We start from the raw sequence: 23,572 nt of genomic DNA, 5'->3' as shown, positions 1-23,572 counted from the left end.
TGTAAGCTGCCCGGCTGCAGCTTGGAATTCCTTCGCGTGCAAAAAAAGGCGTACTCTAGTTATATCGACCTGCTCATACAAGGATTTTATGCTTGTTTTATGCATAATTCAGTGAAGCTCGTAAGCAAACAGGAAGTAGATCAAAAACGGTTGGGGCATTTTTCCAAGGGAACGCCCGAAAGAGCCACTGATTCAAAACAGTGACTCTGCATTCGGGCATGCCTGACGCAGCCACCGGCTTTGGAATGATTGTTAAGAGCAGAGTTTCTATGCTTGTTGCGCAGCAAGAAGTATTGATGTATGTACTAGGTCAAATACGAGAGGAACATAGTAGCGGTTCCGAAGTAGACGGTCAAAGAGAATATATCATTTAGCGTAGTAATCAAAGGGCCTGAAGCGACTGCCGGATCCACCTTCAAGCGGTATAAAAGCAAGGGGATCACCGTTCCTGCCAAAGTTCCGATAATGAGGGTAAGGAACAACGACAGCCCAACGACCAGGCCAAGCACCGGGCTACCCAGCCAAAGATATGCGATAGCTGCTATCAGAACCCCGCATGTCGTTCCGATTATAAGACCAACTCCGGATTCCCGCAGTACAAGCTTGGTCACGACCTTTTTATCCAGATCATGGGATACTAAGCCGCGGACAACAACGGCGAGCGATTGGGTGCCGGTATTCCCGGTCATTCCGGCAATCATTGGCATGAAGAACGTGAGAGCGACGACCTGCGCCAATGTTTCCTCGAAGCCGCTAATGATGCTGCCGGATATGAGCCCCAGGAAAAGGAGCAGGATAAGCCAGGGCAGGCGGCGGAAGGAAGCCGTGAAAGCGCCCGTATCGAAGTCGATCGTTTTACCTGACGCGGATAAACGGCCGATATCCTCGTTGGCCTCTTGGATAAAGACATCGATAATATCATCAACAGTAATAATCCCGATCAGCTTTTGCTCGTCGTCAACGACCGGAACTGAAAGAAAGTCGTACCGTTCTATAATGCGCGCTACTGCTTCCTGATCCTCGTGGGCATTGACAGATATGACCCTGGTGTACATAAACGACTCGACTACGTCCTCAGCTTCCGCAAGTAAAAGATCTCGATAAGATACAACCCCTACAAGCTTCTTTTCCTCATCCAGCACATATAGATAATACAAGTTTTCTGCAAGCTCGGCGAACGCTTTAAGCTTTTCAATCGTTTCTTTCACCGTATAGTGCCTGCGGATCCAGACATAGCGGTTTGTCATTATCCCCCCGGCAGACTCCGGCGGGTAGGTCATTAAATTTTGAACCGTCTGTTTTTCCTCTTCCTTCATCAGACCGAGGAATTCCTCAATTTCCTCATCCGATAGCTGGCTCAGCAAGTCAGCAAGATCATCATTTTGCATGAGATCCATGATAGCTGAAGACTTTTCAATCCCGAGCTTTTGTAGCACCTGAAGCTGACTTTTGCTATCCAGCTCCTGCAGCAGCAAAGCCGTCTGTTCCAGGGTCATATAGCTTAAAAATTTGGCGCGGTGCGATTCGGGAAGCTCCTGATACATAACGCCCCAGTCATAAGGCTGAAGCTCATCAATTGTTTCTTGAAATGCCGGTTGATCGCCATGATCAAGCGTTTTTATTAATTGCTCCACCCATTGTTCTTCCGTCATTTGGCTGACCATAAGCGACACCTCATCGTTAAAATAGATTGCAAATTGCTGATACTGATTAGCTTTCCATCCTACTGTATATTTAATCCATTTAAACGATGGGTTAATCAGCCATCAGCGCACGCTGCACGCTGTTAATTCCCCTTGAGGTTGTCTTTTACAAACTGGGGAAGCTGGAAGCAGCGCTGCAATATCCCCTTGTTCACATAAACGGCAGATTTTTGGAACATTTCTGTCCTTTGCCAGTCTATTTCCGCTTTGGAGCCGAGTGTAAAGCTCCACATACCTCCGGGATAGGTTGGCACAACCGCGCTGTAAAGATTCGTATGCGGGAATAAACTGGACATGCGTTGGTACGTTTCGTTCATGACGTCAGCATGAAATATTGGCGATTGGCTTTGACAGACAAGAATTCCACCGTGCTTCAAGGCCTGGAACAGATTTTCATAAAAGGACAGCTCAAATAACTGTTTGGCAGGACCGACAGGGTCTGATGAATCGACAATAATGACATCATATTTTTCATGAGAGCGGCGAGCAAACTCAACCCCATCGCCAAATATGAAATTAACCCGCGGATCGGCCAGCCCTCCCGAGACGGCAGGCAGATGCTCCAAGCAAGCTTTAACAACAGTTTCATCGATTTCTACCATATCAATCTGGTTCACATTCTCATATTTGCTCGCTTCTCTCGCCACACCGCAATCTCCGCCCCCGATAATTAGCACTTTTTGCGGATCTGGATGCAGCGTAAGGGGAATATGTGAAATCATCTCGTTATAAATATGTCCATCCATAGAAGTCGTTTGTACTACTCCGTCTAAAACGAGCATGCGGCCAAAATCGAAAGAATCCAGTATCATAACATGCTGAAAGGGAGATTGATGCTGGAATACAATCTCTTTGATTCGGTAGCTTATCCTTAAATTATCGCGCTCCTTCTCTGTAAGCCAGATACCTTCGCTATCTTCATGTAAATAATCAGACATTAATTTCATTTCCTAACCTCCAGAAATTAATTTGCATCCATCTATTCAAACATCTCTTGAGCATGGATGTATTTCCAAACAAACTATAGTCCATTGTAACAAAAAAATCCCCATGTCGAAATGGGGACATAAGTAAAAGAACTGTCAGCCTGCATGCACGGACAAGCAGGCTTAAAAAACAGGTGTGCGTCCTTTGTTTCGATGATGGTCTTCGAGATATTGCTTAATCAGCTCCAAAAGCTTGATGATTCCTTGGCGCAGCAGAGGCTCATCCACATGGGCAAAGCAAATGCGCAGGTGATGCCAGGCCAAGTGATTGGGAAAACAGGAGGAGCCTGGGAGGAACGTGATACCCTGCCGCTCTGATTCCATAAGCAGATCATTCGTATTCGCCCCTTCAGGTAGAGACAGCCACAAATTGAATCCGCCTTTAGGCCGGTTCCAGACAAGTCCGGGTGGAGCGTGCTCGCCTAACAGAGACAAGCATAGATCGCGCCGGCTTCTTAATGCCGGGCGCAGCCTGGCAAGAAGCTTATGGATGTGCTCGCTCTCAAAAATGGGCAAAATAACTTTTTGATTAAGCAGCGGATTCCCGAGGTCGGCGTTCGTTTTTGCTGTAATCAGACGATTAAGCAAAGGTACGGATGCGATCATAAAGCCGATTCGGCAGCCGGGTGAAAGCATTTTGCTAAGCCCCTTCAAATAAATCACCCGTCCGTCCGCATCCAATGATTTGATGTGGGGAGGAGGGGCTTCTTCATAATAGATTTCACTCCATGGGTCATCCTCAAGAATATAACAGTTCACATCATTGGCCAGCTCCAGCAGCTGCCGCCGTCTGCGGGCACTCATTACTTTGCCGGTCGGACTCTGAAAGCTGGGAATAGTATAGATCAGCTTCGGAGTTTGCCGGTCTACCCATTCATAAAGCTTGTCTATCCGCATGCCTTCCTCGTCCATTGGTATGGATACGATTGTGGCTCCGCGGCTGCGGAATACATCAATGGCGGCGGCGTAGGTCGGCTCTTCCGTAATGACCAGATCCCCCGGACCGATAAAGGTTCTCGCAACGAGATCGATCCCTTGCTGGGAGCCGTTAGTCACAAGTATTTCCTGGGGGCCGGCTTGAATTTTCTCCCTGGCGAAATAGTTGGACAAAGCTTGTCTGAGCTGTAAATCTCCTTGGATTTCTCCGTAGTGAGCCAGAATTTCCGGCTGCTGCTGTGCCAAGGACAAGAGGCTTTTGGCCAGCTCCTCGGTAGGCAGCAGCTGGGGGGCTACAGCCGATAAGGAAAAATTAATTTCGGCAGGCTTCTGATTGTAATACAAATACTGGGAACGATGCAAGTAATCCGGCATGTCTAACGGGACGGGGCCTGATCCTTGTGAATGAATGTTCTGTCGGCTTTTTCCCTTATGGCGGCCGCCTTCTTCCGGAGCATTCGTATCCAGACCGGCATTCTCCGGCGCATCATAGACGAAGGTGCCCTTCCCCTGTATCCGGTTAATCAGCTTTTCCGCTTCGAGCAGCTCCAGTGCATGGACAACGGTAACGGGGCTTACTTGCAGCTGCTTGCTCAACTGCCGCACGGAAGGCAGTCTGGCGCCTTTGGCAAAATACCCGCTGAGTATTCGGTCGGCAATGCCGTTATGAATCTGTTCGACGAGCGGAATCGGCGAGTTCCGGTTAATAGTCAGTTTCAATCGCTCAGCCTCCTGGGTTTAACAACTGTTACAGTGTGATATTGACTGTTACATCATAACACAAGTAAAATCACATCGACAAATTGAATTAAGCAGCAGGATCTCCAGAGGAGCCGTGGGAAAGCCCACAAAGCTGCGGAATTGTTCTGTAGAAACTTAAAACGATGGAGGCGTAAGAGATGAGTGCAAAAGAAAATGTAATCGGGACGGACAGAGTAAAGCGCGGTATGGCTGAAATGCAAAAAGACGGCGTTATTATGGACGTGGTTAATGCGGAACAGGCCAAGATCGCTGAAGAAGCCGGAGCGGTAGCGGTCATGGCTTTGGAAAGAGTGCCTGCTGACATTCGCAAAGCGGGCGGTGTGGCACGTATGGCTGACCCTACCATTGTGGAAGAGGTTATGAAGGCCGTCTCCATACCTGTTATGGCTAAAGCAAGAATAGGTCATGTGGTAGAAGCGCGTGTATTGGAGGCAATGGGCGTTGATTACATTGATGAAAGCGAGGTGCTGACTCCTGCAGATGAAGTGTTTCATATTGACAAGTCACAATTTACCGTTCCCTTCGTTTGCGGTGCCCGCAACCTCGGAGAAGCTTTGAGGAGGGTCGGTGAGGGAGCCTCCATGCTGAGAACTAAGGGAGAGCCCGGAACCGGCAATATTGTGGAAGCGGTTCGTCATATGCGCATGATGCAAAGCCAAATCCGTAAAGTTCAGAACATGTCCAGAGACGAATTGATGACAGAAGCCAAGGAACTGGGAGCTCCTTACGAATTGCTGCTGTCCATTCATGAGACTGGCAAGCTGCCTGTCGTTAACTTTGCTGCCGGTGGCGTTGCTACGCCAGCGGATGCTGCTTTGATGATGCATCTCGGTTCGGACGGAGTATTCGTCGGCTCCGGCATTTTCAAATCCGAGAATCCGGCCAAATTCGCGAAAGCGATCGTAGAAGCGACGATTCATTATGAAGATTACGCTTTAATTGCTGAGCTGTCCAAAAACTTGGGCGGAGCCATGCCCGGGCTCGATATTGCCACATTGCAGCCTGCAGACCGCATGCAGGAGCGTGGCTGGTAACAGCTGAATTTATTAAAACAGTGCAGTCTTCCGTAAGGCGAGCAAGCTCTTATATCTGCCAGTCTGGATGGATTTATGCAAGATACAGACTTGATAGAAGAGAGCTGGCCGTCTCGCGTGAAGGCTGTTTTTTTGCGTTTGCCATTATTCAAGATATTAGTGTTGCGGTTTGAGCCGGCTTGAAAGTTTACCGAGGATTTATGGACTTCGTCTTTTGTCTCTCATTTTTTGCGGAAAATGCTGCACTGCTGCTCTAAAAACCGTTATACTTACCATAAGCTGTATGATATCGGGTTTTTTGTTTCACTAGTTTATAGGAAGGTTAGAACAATAGAAGTGTATAGGAGAATATCTCCGCTAACGCTTTTACAAAAAGATCACTCAGGAGGGATATCGATGGAGAAAACATTTTTTATTCAGCTTGGTATGGGAGTCGACTTGCACGGTCAAGATGTCACCACGGCGGCAGTGAGAGCGGTTAAACAAGCTATTCATCATAATTCTATGCCTGGTCTTCGCTCAGTATTGCCGGAAAATAGCCTGGAGAATATGAAGGTTCATGTCCGTTTGGCTTTGCCCTGCGATCATGACAAGCTAAGGGAAGAAGAAGTTAAAGCCGCTTTGCCTTATGGTGTCGTTACAATTGAAGTGATTGAGGGAGGAATGCTGACTTCCAGCGGTATATTACTTCCCGATAAACATGACAAGAATGATCTGATTTATATCGTCAACGCCTCAGTAGAGGTCGGTTATTAGGTTTGTTAGAGCAGCCTTTCGCAAACCGCTTTGGAACGATTGCGCGAAGGCTCTATGGATCCAGTTCAGGCTTATAGAATGACAGGCGCAAATTTCTAAGGTTGACTAGACCTAGATATTTGCGCTTTTTGCTGCGACTCGTTGGGCTGTTACGTGCAAGCACCAAATTTTCGTTCCTAACGAGCATAATTCGCCATATTACTACTTTAGCCAATGTTTTCCTTGTCAGATAGGGAGGAAAAATGACATAATAGAAACTAAAGCTATATTTCCATATTATTCTTGATCCTTGCCGGATGGGGATTTCAGCAGCTCATATGCCTGGCTTATTTCAGTTGCGATCATTTGGCGTCATTACCTAGCATTTTTCATCTATCAAGTTTACATAGAGCAACCCCACTGGCTTCCTGGGAACAATACATACCAGAAAGGTAGGCTGCAAATGAACATTTTTTTATACAATAGAATTGGTGCAGGGTCTGCCAAGCTTTACTTAGCCCTGCTGGTCTTAGTAATCGTTATCATCGGCAGTGTTGCCGGAGTGCGCCAGGCGCAGGCCGAATCGGCCTATACCGCCACTGTTTCGGCAAGCTCGCTAATAATTCGGGAAACCCCTGAACGGAAGGGGAACCCGCTGGGATCTCTGCCTAAGGGGACGCAAATTAACGTTCTGCGCGAGGATGAATTCGGCTGGGCGGAAATCGAGCATCAATCGCAAAAAGGGTGGGTAGCGGCCTATTATTTAATCAAATCCGCAGACAACACTATGCCTTCCTCTGAAGCTGGGAATCAAGCAGAGGGGAACGAGCCCAGACCAGCAGACCCGCCGGATTCTCAGAATAATGGAGAGCCGGAGGCTCCGCCAGCAGACGACCCGTCAAACGACAATGAAGCAGCCGCGGATCTTCAATCCAAGGCTGGAATAGTAAGCGCTAACGGTCTGCGCCTGCGCCAGGAGCCAAACTTAGAGGCAAAGATTATTACTTTGCTGGCAGAATCGACAGTTGTAAAGGTTAACAACGAAGCGGGGGATTGGCTGCAGGTCACCACCCCCGAAGGTCAGGACGGCTGGGTGGCCAAGCAGTATATAGCTTTGGAGGGCCAAAAAGCCGAGGCCACCGATTCGCAGTCTGATATTCCTGCAGAGCCTCGGAGCACTTCATTAAGAGGGAAGCGAATTGTGATTGATCCGGGCCATGGCGGAAAAGACAGCGGGACAACAGGAGTTAAGCTTGGTACACCGGAGAAAACCATTAACTTGTCCCTTTCCCTTTTATTGGCGGACAAGCTGCGCAGTCATGGAGCAGAGGTATACTTAACACGGGAAGAAGACGTCTTTATTGAACTTGCAGACCGTGTATCCAAAGCTCAGCAAACGAATGCCGATTTATTCGTCAGCATTCACCATAATTCGGGGAAAAGCACTTCTTCCGGAATTATCAGCTTTTATCACTCTCAGACAAAAGACAAGCCACTAGCTAGTGTTCTTCAGCATGAACTAATATTATCTACCGGAATGGTGGACGGGGGCAGCCGCTATGGAAATTATGCTGTGCTGCGGGGAAATCCGGCTCCAGCCATTCTGCTAGAGCTGGGCTTCCTCTCCAACCCGTTGGAGGAGGAGAAAATTATATCAGCGGAGTATCAAAACACAGTAGCTGACGCTATCACAGCCGGGATTCAGTCCTATTTCCAATAACATGCATAACAATCATACAAAAACAGGGGTTTGCCAGGAAGGTTTCATTGAAATTGAAACTTGAGGGCAGGCCCTTTTTTACTTTAAGTCCATACCGTTTTTTGTAAAACGTAGCACCTTTTTCTTATCACGGGAATAAAGTAAAAACTAAAAGCTGATGGGTGAATATACCGGTTTTGCAAAATAAGATAGGTGATGGGAGATGAAAAAATTAGACTATTGACAGCAAAAAACGGAGATGGTATATTACGGTAAAACCAAGTAAGAATGTAGGAATTATTGGACTACCGGACCACCGGCGACATACCCGTTATAATAGGGAAACAATATCGTATATAACTCCCATATAACGGATTTCCTGGATAAAAACTGGAGGGGTGTCTGCCAATGAATTGGAAATTGACCAAGGGGATTCTAGCAGCCGTGCTTGCGACCGCTCTTACCGCTTGCGCAAACGGTCAGGGAAATTCAACGTCCAACGGAACAGGCTCGGACACTATTGAAATCTTGAACGTGTCTTACGATCCAACCCGCGAATTGTATGAGGAATTCAATAAGGCTTTTTCTGCATACTGGGAACAAACGAACGGACAAAAGGTCACGATTAATCAGTCTCATGGGGGATCCGGAAAGCAGGGCCGCTCTGTTATTGACGGCCTTGAGGCGGATGTTGTTACCTTGGCTCTCGCCTACGATATTGATGAGATTCAGAATGCCGGCTTGATCGAAGAGGGCTGGCAGCAAGAGCTTGAGTTGAACAGCTCGCCTTATACTTCCACAATCGTCTTTCTCGTTAACAAAGGGAATCCGAAGAACATCCAGGATTGGGATGATCTAATTCAGCCAGATGTATCCGTCATTACACCTAACCCGAAAACATCGGGAGGAGCTCGTTGGAACTATCTTGCAGCCTACGGTTATGCTCTTAAACAGTATGGCGGGGATGAAGAGAAGGCGCGTGAATTTATTACGCAATTATTCAAAAATGTGCCGGTGCTGGACTCCGGTGCGAGAGGCTCTACTAATACCTTTGTTCAGCAGGGTATCGGGGATGTCTTAATCGCTTGGGAGAATGAGGCTTTTTTGTCTATTGACGAATTTGGCGAGGACAAATTTGAAATTATTGTTCCCTCGATCAGCATTTTAGCTGAACCTCCTGTTGCCATCGTGGACAAAGTTGTAGAGAAACGGGGAACAAGGGAGGTCGCTGAAGCTTATTTGAAGTTTCTTTATACGAAAGAGGGTCAGGAGATAGCAGCGAAGCATTATTATCGTCCCCGTCTGGAGGAAGTTGCCCGTCAGTTTGATAACCAATTTCCGCAAATCGAGCTGCTCACCATTGACGATGACTTTGGCGGCTGGGCCAATGCGCAATCGACTCATTTTGCGGATGGTGGAGTGTTTGACCAAATTTATGTTCCTTAATTCAGTTGAGGTAAGGTAGACAGGAGTGACCTGCTGCTTATGATTCGAGCTATGAGAAGACGAAGCGTGATTCCCGGCTTCGGTCTGTCGACCGGGTTTACGCTGCTTTATTTGAGTCTGATTGTGCTTTTCCCGTTATCTATGATCGTGATCAACAGCGCTTCGCTTAGCTGGCAGCAATTTGCAGATATTATCTTGAATCCGCGTGTGTTGGCGGCCTATCGAATCAGCTTTGGCACAGCCTTCTTTGCAGCACTGATAAACGGAGTGTTTGGTTTATTGGTAGCCTGGGTGCTTGTTCGTTATACCTTTCCTGGCAAGCGCATCATCGACGGGCTGGTGGATCTTCCGTTCGCCCTGCCTACGGCGGTCGCGGGGATTGCTCTTACGACACTCTATGCGCCTAACGGATGGGTAGGTCGCTGGCTGGAATCGGTTGGGATTCAAGCAGCCTTTACCCCCCTCGGGATTACGATCGCATTAGTTTTTATCGGTTTGCCCTTTGTCGTTCGTACTGTGCAGCCGGTGCTCCAGGATATGGAGCAGGAAGTAGAGGAGGCGGCATTATCTCTTGGAGCCAGCCGCTGGCGTATTTTTCGCAGCGTTATCTTTCCCAGTCTTCTGCCTTCGCTGCTCACCGGGTTTGCACTTGCCTTCGCCCGCGGTTTAGGCGAATATGGCTCTGTTGTATTTATTTCGGGTAATATGCCGATGAAAACGGAAATTGCACCGCTGTTAATTATGACAAAATTAGAGCAATATGATTACGCGGGTGCAACAGCTATTGCACTTGTGATGCTCGTGCTCTGCTTTGCAATTCTGCTATTTATCAATTATTTGCAGTGGCGTTCCAGCCGTCGAATCATATCAGAATAATGAATCTATGATCTGGGTCAAGGAGGATGCTCAATGGCTGGCGTTATCGCCTCAACGGTCAACAAGAAGATGGGCGAGAGGCCTCTTCATTTAACCGAGTCGGCTAAAGTCCGATGGCTGTGGATTGGAGCGGCGCTGCTTTTTCTCGCTTTAGTTTTACTGCTTCCGCTGGTGCTTGTATTTGTTCAGGCTTTTCAAAGAGGTGCAGGAGTATTTCTTGCTGCCATAACAGAGAAGGATGCTTTATCCGCAATTCGCCTTACTCTGCTTACCGCAGCTATTGCGGTTCCGCTCAATACTTTGTTTGGATTGGCCGCTGCTTGGTCTATTACGAAGTTTTCGTTTAGAGGGAGAAACGTGCTGTTAACTCTAATCGACCTTCCTTTTGCGGTTTCTCCGGTCATCGCCGGCCTGGTCTTTGTACTGTTGTTTGGTTCTGCAGGCCTGTTTGCGCCGCTGCTGGCTGCCTATGATATTAAAATTCTGTTTGCTCTGCCCGGCATTGTTATCGCGACGATTTTTGTCACTTTTCCGTTAGTTGCCCGAGAGCTGATTCCATTGATGCAGAGCCAGGGAACAAAGGAAGAAGAGGCAGCTGCAAGTCTTGGAGCGAATGGCTGGACGATGTTTTGGAAGATTACGCTTCCGAACATCAAATGGGGGCTCTTGTACGGATTAATTCTATGTAATGCCCGGGCTATGGGAGAATTCGGCGCTGTATCCGTCGTCTCCGGCCATATTCGCGGCCAGACCAACACGATTCCGCTCCATGTGGAAATTTTATACAATGAATATCAATTCTCAGCCTCTTTTGCTGTTGCCTGCTTACTTGCTTTATTGGCGATTGTGACGTTAGTGGTCAAGAGTCTGGTGGAATGGAAACATCAAGCCCAAGCCGGTAATTAAAGGAGTGATCCCGATTGCAACTGACCGTTTCTAAGTTACAAAAATCATTCGGTGCATTTGAAGCTTGTAAAGAAGTCAGCTTTGAGCTTGAACAAGGAAAGCTGTTTGGTTTGCTCGGTCCGAGCGGAGGGGGGAAGACAACCATATTACGGATGCTCGCCGGACTGGAATACCCCGACTCCGGAGATATTTATTTTAATGGAAAACGGGTAAACAATATCCCTCCGCAGCAAAGAAACATTGGATTTGTATTTCAAAATTACGCGCTATTCAGGCACATGACGGCCTGGGATAACATTGCTTTCGGGCTGAAGCTTCGTAAAAAGAGCAAGGCCGAGATTAAGAGCAGGGTACAGCATCTGCTGGAGCTCGTTGGGCTCAGCGGAATGGAGAAGCGTTATCCCCACCAGCTCTCCGGCGGGCAGCGTCAAAGAGTCGCCTTTGCCCGTGCTCTGGCTCCAGAGCCTGAGCTGCTGCTGCTGGATGAGCCATTTGCGGCTTTGGACGCGAAGGTGAGACGCGAGCTTAGATCGTGGTTAAAGGAAACGATTAACCGTGTCGGAATCACAACGGTTTTCGTTACCCATGATCAGGAGGAAGCGGTAGAAGTAGCCGATGAAATAATGGTCATTCATCAAGGAAAGCTGGAGCAGAAAGGAACTCCGCTAGAGATCTATCATTATCCGCAGACGCCTTTTGTAGCCTCGTTTTTTGGCGAGACTCAATTCATCCGGCCTGGAGGCTTGAAAGGGTTTCAAGCTTATGCCAGCGCAGACCAAGCCATCGTTAGACCGGAATTTGTAGATATTGGGCTCATTACCGAGCTGCCGCCGTCAGCAGCTTCCGAGAAGGCTAAAGTCCGGCAGGTTTATTTTCGCGGAAATCATTACCAAATTGAGGTAGAGGCTGCAGGGCAGAAGATACTCGCCAACCGTTCTCTGGAGCTTCCGGAGCTGCAGCCTGGCGATGATGTTAATCTGCTAATTCACAGGCTGCATCTATGTGAGGGAGAAACAACTCGTCTGGTGGAAAACCAGAACAAAAAGAACTCTCAAGCGAACATACTGGCTGTTCAAGGGGGCGCAAGATAGCTGAGAGAGGTTATTGGTTTTGTTTGCGGTCTGTAGCCCGTTAGAATCCGATTGGGATTCTAACGATTACAGTTAGGCCGGCGATTAACTGTGAATAACAGCTGAGCAGCCTAGCAGTAATGTCGTTTGCAGCCTGCTTCGGCTTCTAACGCTTGCCATCGTCCTTACGGTGCTTCAGAATGCGGTTTTTCCGCCTAATTGTCACAAATAAGAGCGAGGATGAACGTTAGAAATAAAATCCCTGCTTTTTTGGCTAAATAAGAGCTAGGGCGAGCATTAGCGCGGCGGCAGCACATCCCGCAGGACATCTTGCAGAACATTTTGCAGGACATCTCGCAGCACATCCCGGAGATCACCTTGCAGGCGATCTTAAACACTTTAGAACGTCTTGCACCTGTCAGGATAAACTCCAGGATCCTGGCAGGATACTTGGTCCTATTGTTAAATCGTGATCGGCGATGAGAGCTCGTACGAATCATTACGAATGTTTGCAGATGACAATCAAGAGGCGTCCCGTTTTGACTAAAGTACCCGTCACAGCAGCAGGTAATAATTTACTATATCTCATATCACATACTATCGATGACTACTCATAATGGAGGGACACACTATGGCAAAACTGGTTTTGGACGAACAATGGCTGGAGCGGATCAAAGCAAATTTGGAAGGCATGGAGTTTGGGGCGGTGCAAATAGTTGTACACGAAGGCCGGATTGTACAAATCGAGCGAACGGAAAAAAACCGCTATGATGCGGAGAATCAGAGCTTGTCTCGCAGACGTTCATCCAGAGGCTAGCCGCTAACCGGGTGATCCCGGCCGCATGTGCCGGAGCTCGCGCGATGCGGAAAGGTTTTCGGCTGCAGGCGTTATTCAGACATAAGTCAATTCAATAAGAATAGTTATGATTAGTTATGTTACTATTAGCCGTTTCCCCATTGTTACCGTACGTTAGTTGGCGTGCGGTTTTTTTGCGTTGTGAAAAGCACATGTTCGCTTAATATAACAAGACTTCCTTTACTAAAAGAGGAGTTGCCGGGTAAAATGCTAGACATCTGCTATTGAACTTTTAAAGAAGGAAGAAGGGACTTTTGATGAACTGGATCCGCCCGCTATCGATTAAGAAGAAGCTGACTTTGTTTTTCCTCGTTTTTTTCTGCATCCCTTTTCTGATTATCGGGGTGATATGGTACAACAAAACGACCCAAACGATCGAGAACAGCGTGGTCTATTACAATACGCAGTGGATTAAGCAGCTGAATAAGCGTTTGGATGAGCATTTCAACAGAATCAAGCTGGATACCCAAACGCTGCCGGGGGACCCAAGGATACAGCAGTTTGTCAAATACGATCCGAGCAACGCCTATGACTTGTATTTGCTTAAGTCGCAAATCAGCCAAGAGATTTATCCGAAAATCGCTTATGGCAATAATGAATTTGTCGGGTTTTATATATACTCGCTCAAAGGAGTAGTGCTTGGCGATCAGATTGCGAACCGATTGGACGGCGATTTTTGGGATTCGGTCGATCCGGATGAAGGCTTTAAGGTTATGGGCATCCAGAGAGTAGGCGGAGTTCCGGTAGTTATGGTGCAGCGCAGCATCTTTGACAACGTCACTTATGGTTTTGCCGGTGTGATGATTTATGCTTTCTCGCTGGACCGGCTGCTTGATATGGATGGCGGCCAAAATCCGGGAGAAGATGATCACATCGCAATTCTGGATTCGGCTAATCGCCAATTTCTGTATCATTCCGATTTTGCCAAATGGGGGGGAGAGGTCCCTGCTGTCTGGAGGAATCAGCTTAAGGGAACTAACGGTTATTTTATTGATCGTTCATCGGAAGAGCATAGGATTATCGTCTATGAAACCTCTAGAGCAACCGGCATGACGCTTCTATCGGAGGTTCCGATGAACCATCTCGTCGGCAATCTACCCAATTTGCGAATGATTACCGTGATTGTCGGGCTGGTCATTCTCGCTCTCGCCTTCATCACTTTTAATAAAATTTTGTTGGAAGTAAAAAGACTGGTTGAAATTATCCATCGTTCGCGTATCGAACACAAAGACATGGAGTTAAAACAGAGAGAAGCCCGTCTTCAAGCGTTGCAATCTCAGATCAATCCGCATTTTTTGTACAATAGTCTGGAAATTATTAATTCCTATGCTGTTGAAGCTAGGATCAGACCGATCAGTAAAATGACGGTTATGTTGGCTGATACGTTTCGATATAGCGCGAGTGATCCCCAGCATCTGGTACCGCTTCGCGAGGAAATCCACCATATTCGCAATTATTTGAGCATACAGCAGGAACGTTATGAGCATTTACGCTTCGACATTAAGATAGGGGAACATGACCTGGATCAAGTTCGGCTGTTCAGGCTGCTCCTGCAGCCTATTGTGGAAAATGTGATTATCCACGCTTACGAGAATCACGGGCTTCATCCTGGCTATGTACACATTACAGGACAAGCGGCAGACAACATCTACAAGCTGCAAGTGAGGGACAAGGGAAAGGGGATGGACCCGGTCACTTTAGCCCAATATAATTCGTACTTTGCTTCTGAAGATGTGGAAGGTGCAGGCAGGACTACCCGGCATATCGGTCTATGGAATGTGCATAGCCGGCTGCGGTTAGCTTTTGGCTCTCCATATGGATTGCACATCTTGCATTCCGATGAAACGGGAACCTGTATTGAACTTCGGCTTCCCTATGCTCCAGACGACGGAAGAGATCATTAATTAAAGCATGGAGTGAGAAATTGACCATAATTTCCTTAGTTAGAACATATCAAGAACACTTACCCGTTGCTATAATCGGTGGCAAGCATAGAAAAGGGAGGTAGACCGCATATGAAAAGACGGTCAAAAGCGATAGGTTCCGTATGCATTCTTGCCGCAGCGCTTACATTGCCAGCTTGTGGGAACGGTGCTGAACAAACACAGGGGCAAAATCCGGAACAGGAGACAAAGCCAGTCAAGCTTCACATTCTGACTACGGATGGTGGAGGAATGTTTGCTGCGCAGGCGCCAACGAGTGAGAAGGAAAAATATATCGAAGAAGTGCGCCGGTTGTCGGGCTATGATTTGGAGTATGAATTGATGACTTGGGGAGGCGGAGCGGATTACAATCAGCAGTTAGCTCTACGCTTTGCTTCCAGAGACTTGGGTGATCTGGTGATGACGAACGACATTAATTCGAATGTACACGCCGGAGCCGTTGATCAGGGGGTTTTTCTGGAGCTTGACGAGCTGTTGGAAAAATACGGGCCCAATATTAAGAAAAATATTCCTGATGTCGCCTGGAAAAGCCCTCGTGTTATGAAAGACGGGAAAACGTATGGCATTCCAAAAGTTGCTGCAGCTCCGGCTACTCGAATGATGTTCATCCGACAGGATTGGCTGGATAAGCTGGGCATGGACGTGCCCACGACTCTCGATGAATTTCTTCAATTTGCCGAAGGTGTGAAGCAGAACGACATGAATGGCGATGGTAATCCGAATAATGAATATGCCCTGGCCATAACAGACAATATCGGGTGGAGCGATGTTTTCAGCGGATCCTTCGGGGTGCGTCCGGGAGCTTGGCAGATGCGCAACGGCCAGATGGAACCGGACATGATACAACCGGAAATGAAGGAAGCGATCGCTTTTTACAAGAAGCTGTATGACAACGGTTACATTCATAAAGATTTTGTAACTAAAAAGCAGGCGGACCGCATCACCGAGATCTTCAATGGTTATGTAGGCTCCTATGGGGCTGGGGCTAACCAATATGGCACCTTCAGCGATATTACCAAGTATATTAATCAGCCGGACGCAAAAACAACGATGATGATTCCACCGCGAGGTCCGCGTGGAGAGGCTTATTTCGAGGCGCAATCCGAAGAAATTGATTCCATATGGGTTATTCCGTCCAATACCGAAAATCCTGAAGAAGTAATTAAGTTTTTAGACTGGGCTTGGGGAACTCCGGAAGCGGAGAAGTTCTTTGCCTTCGGAATAGAAGGTTACAATTATAAGGAGGAGAACGGGGAAATCAAATACGATGCTGAAGCTCCGGTCAACGTTGACAATCAGGCGAGCGGATTTCATCGCAGCACCCTTAATGTGCGGGGCTCCAGCCGGTCTGCCGTGGTTAAGTATCTGCCGGAAGAAGAGCATATCATGAAAGGATATGAAGATGCAGCAAAAGCCGTCTATCCGCATGATTCTCTGGGAATGCCTCTTCTGGATTCTATGGTAGGACACCCGGAGCTTGCACCGGACCTGTGGGCCGGAAGCTTATTCTATGATACTTTTGTGAAATTGGTTGTAGGGATGGAAGATCTGGATGAAGGCTTCGACAATTTTGTGGAGGAATGGAAGAGCCGCGGCGGGAATCAAATGATCCAGGAAGCGACCGAATGGTACAATTCCTTCAGGCAGGAACAATAAGGTATGGCGTCTGGAACATTATTTTTGATCTCATCACGAAAGGAGACGTACCCTTGCTTCGGAATATTAAATGGACGGATTCCGTTGTCCTGTTTCTGATCGCACTGCCGGGATTGCTTCATTTACTCGTTTTTAAATACATTCCAATGGCGGGTAACATTATTGCCTTTCAAGACTACAATATGTTCCAGGGCATTTGGCATAGCAAATGGGCAGGATTAAAGCATTTCATCTATATGTTTAATTACCCGGAATTTTTCATAGTCTTGAGAAATACGTTGAGGTTCGGTCTATATTCGATCTTATTCGGTTTTCCGGCTCCTCTCATTTTGGCGCTGTTATTGAATGAAATTCGCCTGGAGTGGTTCAAACGGACGATGCAGACCTTGCTTTATCTGCCTCATTTTCTGTCGTGGATTATAGTTGGAGGCATTTTTGTGGAAATTTTGGCCAGTGAGGGGATCATCAATACGATCCTGGGACGGCTCGGTTTCGAGCCGGTATCCTTCCTGACTGATCCCAGCTATTTCCTCAGTGTAGTCATCGGCGCAGGAATATGGAAGGAAGTTGGCTGGTCGATGATCATTTATCTGGCTGCGCTGACCTCCATCAATCCAAATTTGTACGAAGCGGCTATGGTGGACGGGGCTGGACGCTGGAGAAGAATGTGGAGCATTACACTTCCTTCACTGCTGCCTACGATCATGATTCTATTCCTGCTGCGCATTGGTCATCTGATGGATGCCAATGTGGAACAAGTGCTGTTCTTCCTGAACCCGCTCGTAAGAGAAGTAGGGGAAGTGTTCGATACTTATGTATATCGGGTAGGGTTGATGGGAGGACTCTATAGCTATACAACGGCTATCGGTATTTTTAAAGCGGTAGTCAGCATCGTTCTGGTCGTCTCATTGAACAGGCTGAGCAAGAAGACAACAGGAGAAACTATTTATTAGAATGGAGGAACTACTATGAATAAGGATCGTTCGGATAAGTTGTTTCAATGGACTAACGGTGCCGTTATCCTCCTGATCAGTCTTTCCATGATAGCTCCGATGATCCACTTGCTGGCTGTTTCCTTGAGCGACCCGGTATATGCTGAGGCCAAGCTCGTTTATCTGTGGCCAAAAGGGTTCTTCCTTGACGTATACCACAACTTGTTCGGCATGGTAGATATGTGGCGGGCCATGGGGGTTAGCATTTATATCACTTTGGCCGGGACATTGTTATGTCTCTTGCTGACATCGTCCTTGGCTTATACCTTGACCAGGCCCAAAATGCCTGCGCGCAAATGGATAGTAGGACTGATCCTGATCTCCTTTATTTTTCCGGCGCCGTTGATTCCGAGCTTCCTGCTGGTCAATTCGCTGGGGATGGTTAATACTCTATGGTCATTAATTATCCCTGGCGCACTCGGCGCTTATTATATTATTATTATGAGGACCTTCTTTTTCGGGATTTCCAAAGAGTTGATCGAAGCGGCAAAAATGGACGGCTGCGGGGAGTTCGCAGTGTTCGCGCGCATCGTCCTGCCGCTGTCCAAGGCGGTTCTGGCTACAATAGCTTTGTTCCATGCGGTAGGACAGTGGAATTCCTACTTTGGCGCACTCATTTACATTCGCTCCGAGCACTTGTTTCCGCTGCAATTGAAGCTTCGCAGCATGGTACAGAACAGCGGTTTTGATTCGGGCTTCGACAGCAACATGTTTGATACGGATGTGCTGCAAACACCGGAGATGATTAAGGCGGGAGCGATTATTTTTACGACACTGCCGATCTTGCTGGTGTATCCGTTCTTGCAGAAGCATTTCGTCAAAGGGGCTATGCTTGGTTCTCTAAAAGAATAAACCGGGGAGCTCGTCCTTAGTCATAACAGCTTTAACCTTTATCAGAGGTGAGTAAGACATGCTTAATGTTATGCTGGTTGATGATGAACGAGTCGTTAAGAGAACGATTCGCACATTGATAGAGACGGAAATAGAAGGAGTGCGGATTGTCGCTGAAACAAGTGACGGGGCAGAAGCGCTGCAGGCTATCGAGTTTTACACCCCGGATGTCGTCATTACCGATATACGCATGCCGGGCATGAGCGGTCTTTCCTTTATGCAGGAAGTGATCCGGCGCGAGATTCAGACGGACTTTGTCGTTCTGTCCGGATATGGGGAGTTTCACTATGCTCAGACTGCCCTTCGTTTAGGGGCAGCTGACTACATCCTCAAGCCGATAGACCCTGATTATTTTGTAGCTATGCTTCAGCAGTTGAAGAATAAGAGGCTGAGCCGTCCGTCCACCATCGAGCCTGTTCTTGCGCTGCAGACGATGAGAGAGCATAATCATCCGATGATAAAGGAAGTCCTCTCGGTAATGGCACTCAGGTACTCTGATCCGAAATTTTCACTGGGCGAGGTAGCTGACGATTTCGGGATTACCCCGAATTATTTGGGCACCCTTTTCAAAAAAGTGACCGGGGAATCATTCGTCCGCTATTTGACCAGGCTGAGAATAGAGCAGGCCAAAAGGTACTTACAGAAACCCTCCATCAAAGTGAACGAGATCGGCCACTCGGTAGGTTTTGAGAATTATCCCCACTTTGCCAAGACATTCCGGAAACTGAACGGGTGTTCTCCAACCGAATATCGGAACGAAATGGTTAACCAAGAGATGGAGAAGATTGGACATAAATTTTCTTAGCGTGATTATGAATCAGACGAAGCGATCATCTTGTTTTCAGACGTCCACGTTAGTTTTCTCAAACTTTCTGGGCAGCCCGTGCTACACCTTTTCCGTTCCGGATGTTTTTCGTTTGCGAATCAACGCAATGATTAGTAAGAGAAGTGGAATGATAAAGTATACCGACAATATGTGAAACGGAACAGCAGTTTGCACCATGGAGATAAAAACGGAATAATTAGGTAAATCCCATAAACCAGCGGCCAGGCAGAGAAGACCAATCGGAAACACAAATGGACGATAATCCGACAATTGAAAGCAATGGGCAAAAGACAGAGTTCCGGCATAAAAAAAGATGCCCACTTGCAGGAAATGGCCAATTACCCACATGCTCAAAACAATTGCCTCTAAATTTTCGAGGAAGAACCCGACATTGACATACCGGAAGGCAATCAGCAAAGGATAAATTTTGTTCCCAAGATCCTGACCTAATAACAACAGTGCTATCAGATTGACATAAGTGAAAAATGCAGCAATGCCCAGCGCTGAAAGAAATCCGTACTTTCTCACTTTTTGCGGATCGGATACATAGGGAAGGAAAAAAGTCATGATAAACAGCTCACTGCACCATCCCATCATCTGCAAGGACCCTTTGGCAACAGGAGCAATGCCCTCACTCATGATGGGGTGGATATTTCTTATATCCAATTCAGGCATCAACAGAAGCAGGAAAAAACCGGTAATATTATTACCGGAAAAATATAATGGTTCCCCGCGCAATTAGCTCTGCCCCTCCGTATACCGCAAAAGCGCATAGCAGCAGCATAGATGCCATTATTAGAATCATAGGTGTTTTCAACAGAAAATTGCCGACGACAAAATCAGCATATTGGCGCGTAATGCCTCCGGCAGCATGCAAATTATAGGTGATATAAACAAGTCCTAGAAGCTTGCCAGGGATTTTGCCGAGAATTCGCTCACCGTATTGAACTACATTTTGTTTAGGATACAGCTCATGCAAACGGGTTGCTGTATAAACTGCAATCAGACCGACGAGCAGGCCCGGCAGTCCTGTAAGCCAAAGGTCGTTTTTCGCGAGCTGGAAGGTAGCAGAAGGCAGAACCAGAAAGCCGGAGACCAGCACGGCGGGGTACATCATCAGTCCCAATTGAAAAGCAGAGATTCTGCCTTGATCCAACATCCATTTATTCCCCTTTTATTTGCAGTTAGCATCGTCACAAATTCCCGTATCACGGTTTTGTCAGTCCTTCAAGAGGCTTAAAGATTAACTGGAGAACGGTGGTCGGTCCCGGAGTATGCGGCAAATCGAGCATAGACAACGCCCAGACTACGGACGTTAGACACACGAAGACCACCTTGTCCCAATAAGGCTTCTTCTTAACGCTTGGCCATTGTCGAGCGAAAATAAGGACAACAGCGAGTGTAACCCACCAGAATAGACCCCATCTCATTCTTCATGTCCCCCCTCATCAGGCAAGCCGCCTGGAAAATTGATTGATCCTGTTCTTTGGATCTGCGCTTGAATGTCTATGTTCACTTTAATCTCTGGAAATTTTTGTTCCCAATTCTCTTTGACTAGGTCCCATTGCTTGGGATATTTCCGGTGAAACTCTGTGGCAAAACCGAATAGGTCTGCCTTCAAGCGGGTTTGAACTTCCTGCAGCGCCATGTGAATACGCTCTTCTACCTCCTTGCCGAATGCCTTATCCATTATTTTGATAACCTCTGGATCTACAGGATTCAGTCTGGTTCCGTTCTGAACGATGTCACCTTGCGTTTTCACCTTGACCGTCATCGTCCATTTCTCATTGTCGATTGAAGGAATGAGCTTTATGTCCGCTTTAATCGGCCTTAAAGAGACAATCCCCTCCGTACCAGGAACTTTAAAAACGACCGTATATTCTTCGATCTCATTGCGAAGCCACATAAGGCCGCGGGTAGTTTTTTCAGAAATGGAGCCTATCATTTTGTCTTCCTTGAATACAGCCGTTCCAACCAGATAGGGGATCGTTTGAAATGGCTCTGCAGATTTTCCTTTAGGAAGGATGTAAATGATAGGCAGCCCAGCAGAACGGGCTTCGCCGGTTAACATGCCGGACAGCTGCTGCAGCGTGACACGCATCCCGACCTCAAGGTCATTCAATTCTCTCAGCACCTCTGAAGTTGACCGCTCGATTTGAGGAAACAGATCGAGCACATCCATTGCTTTGCCTTTACTGACAAACACATAGCCCTGTTCTCTTGACTTGGGAAATCGAAGCAAAAAATCGAGATGCTTCTGAATTCCAGTCCGAGCTACGGCTTCACTGAAAATGAATATCTTGCTTTGTCCCCAAAACAGTCTTCGAGGGCTTAAGCGCTGCAGCTTGGACAGGGCATCGGCGATATCGGCTCCAGTTGCTGATCGCACTACGGTTCGTTTTCCACCACCACTGCTGTTAGTTCCCAGCTGTTGGCCGCCGCCTCCCTGGTTTTGCGCAATGATGATCTGCACAGTCGTTCGGATATTTCCATCCTCGGCAACATCGAGGGCTAATGCAGTTATAATTGCCAAATCATTGAGCTCCGTCCTATCCCAGCATCCTCCAAGCAATAGTAGGAAAGGAATAAGGTACAGCAAAGCTCTCGGTCTTGATCCTGTTTGTGTCATCTTTAATTGTCATCCTTCCGTTCCTGTCCCGACGCCGAAGGGGGAGGCTGACGCCGCAAATGATGCAAATCCGCATATTGCGGACGGGTATTCATCTTTGGCCACGGTGCCCTATCAAGAACATCTTTCCAATTGTTCAGCTTTGGGCTCGCGATATCAGAGAGGTAAGGGACGCCGAACGAGCGTAAATGACCGAGATGGAGAAAGAGAGCGATCACTCCCATCATAACGCCAACCAGCCCCAACGTTCCTCCAAGAAAGATTAGCGGAAAGCGCATTAATCTGATGGCGATGCCTGTAGCATATCGTGGTATCATGAATGAGGCGATACCTGTGATCGCAACAACAATAACCATCGGTGCGGACACAAGACCAGCTTGAACGGACGCCTGGCCGATAACAAGCGCACCGACAATGCTGACAGCGGCGCCAACCTGTTTGGGCAGCCGTACCCCTGCTTCCCGCAGCACTTCGATAACGATCTCCATCATGAGTGCTTCAATTAGAGCTGGGAAAGGCACCTGTTCCCGCGAGCTTGCCATACTAATCAGCAATGGCCCCGGCACCATTTCCTGATGGTATGTTAAAACCGCTACATAAACAGATGGAAGCAAGAGCGCGAGTAAAATAAAGCTGTATCGCAGCCAACGAATGATCGAGGACACCGTAGACCGCTGGTAATAATCCTCCTGGGATTGAATCAAGGAGATAAACGTAACAGGAACCACAATCGCGAACGGGGACCCTTCGACCAGAATGGCCACTCTTCCCTCCAGCAAACAGCTGCTCACCACATCAGGCCGTTCGGTGCTCAGCGTTTGCGGAAAAGGGGAGGAATTATTTTCTTCGATCATCTCCTCCAAGTAATTGCTTTCCAATATCCCGTCGATCCGAATTCGGCTCAAGCGAGTTTTCACTTCTGCAACAAGAGAATCATCCGCGAGCCCTTCTATATAAGTGACCACTACATTGGTTCGCGTATATTGGCCTATTCGCATAGTTTCCATTTTTAGCAGCGGGCTTTTGATAATCCTTCTTAATTGGGAAGTGCTGATCCGCAATGTTTCGGTAAAGCCTTCCCGCGGCCCCTTGATTCCAATCTCTGCCTGTGGTTCTTCGATCGCACGTTTTTCCCATTTGGCCATTCCTAAAGAAAAACCGGTCGTTTTATTATCACACAACAATATCGCAGAGCCTTCGGAGAGATACTCCATGCACTGAGCAAATGTCGAGACTGGATCCACCTGAGAGACAGATAACTGACCGTCGATCAGCTGTTCAAGGTCTTGAGCTGCTGATTCCTCACGCATAAGGGGGGCTAATACATCGCGGTCGAGTCCCTCGGTATCAGTTAATCCGTCAATATAGACGAGTAACGCGCGAAGCTTCCCTCCAATGAGAAAAGAACGATAAATAACATCTGAGCAGTTGTTATAAATGAAGCGAAGCTGGTTCTCGTTCTGGGTTACACTCGCGTACAGCTGTTCAGTTTCAGATTCCGCACCTAAGTCCCGCTTATTGCCGCTCTCCTGATTGCGGTTAGTGTCTGCCAATAATATCCTTCTCATCAATTTCCCGAATCGGCGACTCATATTCATGGACTTATTTTCCTTTCGATATCATTCT

General features: G+C 47.5%; 21 protein-coding genes. 13 read left to right on the top strand and 8 right to left on the bottom strand.

All coding sequences use genetic code 11. From position 1 onward, the window contains the following. Positions 1-305 precede the first annotated feature (305 nt). From mgtE to pdxR, 3 genes are all read right to left on the bottom strand, one after another. Positions 306-1,664: a magnesium transporter gene (mgtE, locus tag PSHG_RS12805; protein WP_010273374.1), complete on the bottom strand. Its 1,359-nt coding sequence runs from the start codon at positions 1,662-1,664 to the stop codon at positions 306-308. A gap of 122 nt (positions 1,665-1,786) precedes the next feature. Further along, positions 1,787-2,650 (bottom strand): polyamine aminopropyltransferase, encoded by an 864-nt coding sequence (gene speE, locus PSHG_RS12800; protein ID WP_010273372.1) that lies wholly within the window; start codon positions 2,648-2,650, stop codon positions 1,787-1,789. A gap of 162 nt (positions 2,651-2,812) precedes the next feature. Next, on the bottom strand, positions 2,813-4,345 hold the full coding sequence (pdxR, locus tag PSHG_RS12795; protein WP_010273371.1) for a MocR-like pyridoxine biosynthesis transcription factor PdxR: 1,533 nt from the start codon (positions 4,343-4,345) through the stop codon (positions 2,813-2,815). A gap of 179 nt (positions 4,346-4,524) precedes the next feature. Here pdxR and pdxS point away from each other — a divergent pair, with 179 nt between their 5' ends. The 13 genes from pdxS (at position 4,525) to PSHG_RS12730 (ending at position 19,296) form a co-directional block, all read left to right on the top strand. Further along, entirely contained in the window at positions 4,525-5,421 is an 897-nt protein-coding gene (gene pdxS, locus PSHG_RS12790) for a pyridoxal 5'-phosphate synthase lyase subunit PdxS (protein ID WP_010273370.1), read from the top strand. Positions 5,422-5,817: 396 nt separating this feature from the next. Then, positions 5,818-6,177, top strand: coding sequence for a Lin0512 family protein (locus tag PSHG_RS12785; protein WP_010273368.1), 360 nt, complete (start codon positions 5,818-5,820; stop codon positions 6,175-6,177). Positions 6,178-6,619: 442 nt separating this feature from the next. Beyond that, a complete protein-coding gene (locus PSHG_RS12780; RefSeq protein ID WP_010273366.1) occupies positions 6,620-7,876 on the top strand; it encodes an N-acetylmuramoyl-L-alanine amidase in 1,257 nt (418 codons plus the stop codon). Between the two features lie 387 nt (positions 7,877-8,263). Then, a complete protein-coding gene (locus PSHG_RS12775; RefSeq protein ID WP_010273363.1) occupies positions 8,264-9,301 on the top strand; it encodes a sulfate ABC transporter substrate-binding protein in 1,038 nt (345 codons plus the stop codon). A 39-nt stretch (positions 9,302-9,340) separates the two neighbouring features. Then, a complete protein-coding gene (gene cysT / locus PSHG_RS12770; protein WP_026021353.1) occupies positions 9,341-10,177 on the top strand; it encodes a sulfate ABC transporter permease subunit CysT in 837 nt (278 codons plus the stop codon). Between the two features lie 33 nt (positions 10,178-10,210). Next, positions 10,211-11,083: a sulfate ABC transporter permease subunit CysW gene (gene cysW, locus PSHG_RS12765; RefSeq protein WP_010273355.1), complete on the top strand. Its 873-nt coding sequence runs from the start codon at positions 10,211-10,213 to the stop codon at positions 11,081-11,083. Between the two features lie 14 nt (positions 11,084-11,097). Next, on the top strand, positions 11,098-12,174 hold the full coding sequence (locus PSHG_RS12760; RefSeq protein WP_010273353.1) for an ABC transporter ATP-binding protein: 1,077 nt from the start codon (positions 11,098-11,100) through the stop codon (positions 12,172-12,174). A 610-nt stretch (positions 12,175-12,784) separates the two neighbouring features. Continuing rightward, a complete protein-coding gene (locus tag PSHG_RS12755; RefSeq protein WP_010273351.1) occupies positions 12,785-12,970 on the top strand; it encodes a YezD family protein in 186 nt (61 codons plus the stop codon). Positions 12,971-13,266: 296 nt separating this feature from the next. Then, a complete protein-coding gene (locus PSHG_RS29385; RefSeq protein ID WP_010273348.1) occupies positions 13,267-14,913 on the top strand; it encodes a sensor histidine kinase in 1,647 nt (548 codons plus the stop codon). Positions 14,914-15,024: 111 nt separating this feature from the next. Next, positions 15,025-16,608 carry an extracellular solute-binding protein gene (locus tag PSHG_RS12745; protein WP_010273346.1) on the top strand — a complete coding sequence of 528 codons (1,584 nt, stop codon included), beginning with the start codon at positions 15,025-15,027 and terminating at the stop codon, positions 16,606-16,608. Then, the gene (locus PSHG_RS12740; protein ID WP_010273344.1) at positions 16,578-17,561 is read left to right on the top strand and encodes an ABC transporter permease; all 984 of its coding nucleotides are present in this window, start codon (positions 16,578-16,580) and stop codon (positions 17,559-17,561) included. The genes PSHG_RS12745 and PSHG_RS12740 overlap by 31 nt, the downstream gene beginning before the upstream one ends. A gap of 15 nt (positions 17,562-17,576) precedes the next feature. Next, a complete protein-coding gene (locus PSHG_RS12735) occupies positions 17,577-18,452 on the top strand; it encodes a carbohydrate ABC transporter permease (protein WP_010273341.1) in 876 nt (291 codons plus the stop codon). A 58-nt stretch (positions 18,453-18,510) separates the two neighbouring features. Next, positions 18,511-19,296: a response regulator transcription factor gene (locus PSHG_RS12730; protein ID WP_010273337.1), complete on the top strand. Its 786-nt coding sequence runs from the start codon at positions 18,511-18,513 to the stop codon at positions 19,294-19,296. Between the two features lie 81 nt (positions 19,297-19,377). Here PSHG_RS12730 and PSHG_RS31725 read toward each other — a convergent pair whose 3' ends face one another. Genes PSHG_RS31725 through PSHG_RS12710 form a run of 5 tightly spaced genes read right to left on the bottom strand, consistent with a single transcriptional unit; the run spans position 19,378 to position 23,544 of the window. After that, entirely contained in the window at positions 19,378-20,055 is a 678-nt protein-coding gene (locus tag PSHG_RS31725; protein WP_052310063.1) for a GerAB/ArcD/ProY family transporter, read from the bottom strand. Beyond that, positions 20,024-20,476 (bottom strand): GerAB/ArcD/ProY family transporter, encoded by a 453-nt coding sequence (locus PSHG_RS31720; protein WP_052310062.1) that lies wholly within the window; start codon positions 20,474-20,476, stop codon positions 20,024-20,026. The genes PSHG_RS31725 and PSHG_RS31720 overlap by 32 nt, the downstream gene beginning before the upstream one ends. A 49-nt stretch (positions 20,477-20,525) precedes the next feature. Next, the gene (locus PSHG_RS12720) at positions 20,526-20,747 is read right to left on the bottom strand and encodes a hypothetical protein (protein WP_010273335.1); all 222 of its coding nucleotides are present in this window, start codon (positions 20,745-20,747) and stop codon (positions 20,526-20,528) included. After that, entirely contained in the window at positions 20,744-21,946 is a 1,203-nt protein-coding gene (locus PSHG_RS12715; RefSeq protein WP_010273333.1) for a Ger(x)C family spore germination protein, read from the bottom strand. Before PSHG_RS12715 ends, PSHG_RS12720 begins: the two co-directional genes overlap by 4 nt. 2 nt (positions 21,947-21,948) lie before the next feature. Continuing rightward, entirely contained in the window at positions 21,949-23,544 is a 1,596-nt protein-coding gene (locus tag PSHG_RS12710) for a spore germination protein (RefSeq protein WP_010273331.1), read from the bottom strand. Positions 23,545-23,572 lie beyond the last annotated feature (28 nt).

The organism is Paenibacillus senegalensis JC66, from assembly GCF_000285515.1.
In the GTDB taxonomy this organism is placed as follows: domain Bacteria; phylum Bacillota; class Bacilli; order Paenibacillales; family NBRC-103111; genus Paenibacillus_L; species Paenibacillus_L senegalensis.
This window is presented reverse-complemented; position numbering and strand designations above follow the sequence as displayed.